The sequence below is a fragment of the Lentibacillus populi genome (assembly GCA_014642895.1).
GTDB lineage: Bacteria > Bacillota > Bacilli > Bacillales > Amphibacillaceae > Lentibacillus_C > Lentibacillus_C populi.
This window is the reverse complement of record BMJD01000113.1, coordinates 1-1,178: the sequence shown is the minus strand read 5'-3', so window position 1 is coordinate 1,178 and position 1,178 is coordinate 1. Positions and strand designations below refer to the sequence as shown.

The window sequence follows — 1,178 nt, the reverse complement described above, 5'->3', positions numbered from 1 at the left end:
CATTAGCATTGCATTAATTATATCTAATAATAAAAAATGTTGGTAATGTTCGATTTTTGACTGTCTAGGCAACAAAAAATCCTTTATAATGAATAGGTCAGGTGGTTTCCTGTCCAAATCCAATATAAAGGACCATAACATGGACAAGAATACACTAAAATCAGCATTTGGTAAATGGATTGCACCTATAAATTCTAAAAAACTTTTTGACCAAGTTAAAAATCTAAAACAAGATAGCTATACCAAAAAACTCACGACTGAAGCCTATATTAAACTGATGCTCTATGCACAAGTACATGAAACGGAAGGGCTTCAAGCACTAAGTGACGCTTTATTGGATACAGACTTTCAGAAAGCTGTTGGTTTTGAATCGATTAGCGCATCTCAGCTCTCACGCAAGAATAGGGAAATAGATCCATCCATATTAGCAACCCTATTTCTAGATCTTGTTTACCAGATACACGGATATCATAATAATGCTTATAAAAATATGCCGTTAAAAATCATCGATTCTAGTACGTTGCCTCTTAACTTAACCAATTATAAGTGGGCAAAATTCCGTAAAACGAAGGCTGGTGTCAAGTTGCATTTGCGCCTTGTTTTCATGGATAAAGAAACAGTTTATCCCGAAAAAGCTGTCATCACAGTAGCCAAAGAGCACGATCGCAATCAGCTTGAAGTCCTTGTTGATGACAAGGAAGCCATGTATGTCTTTGATCGCGGCTATATGGACTACGAACGTTTTGATCGAATGACGGATGATGGATACTTCTTTGTATCCAGACTAAAGAAAAATGCCGTCATTCGTGAAGTATGTTCATTTTCGGTTCCAGCTGAATCAACGGTTTTAACCGATAGAATGGTTTACATAGGCTCCACACAAAAACGTTGTGAAAATGTTTTTCGTCTTCTCGAAGTGATGGATACGAAAGGCAACATCCTTCGATTGATTACCAATCGATTTGACTTGGAACCGCAAGAAATTAGTGATATTTATCGATCACGCTGGGCCATTGAACTGTTTTTCAAATGGTTAAAGCAGCACGTGGAAATCAAACATTTTTACGGAATGAGTGAAACGGCTTTACAAAATCAAATCTATATAGCACTCATCACCTATTGTTTACATGTGCTTATCCAACTGGAAACGAAAAGCAAGAAATCGTTGCTTCGAATTA

Annotated in this window: 1 protein-coding gene; it reads left to right on the top strand. The window is 36.8% G+C overall.

Annotated features, from left to right (window positions below):
* Positions 1–139: 139 nt before the first annotated feature.
* Positions 140–1,178 (top strand): IS4 family transposase (locus IEX12_RS23080; RefSeq protein ID WP_188725992.1); only part of this gene is annotated, 1,039 nt, incomplete at its 3' end.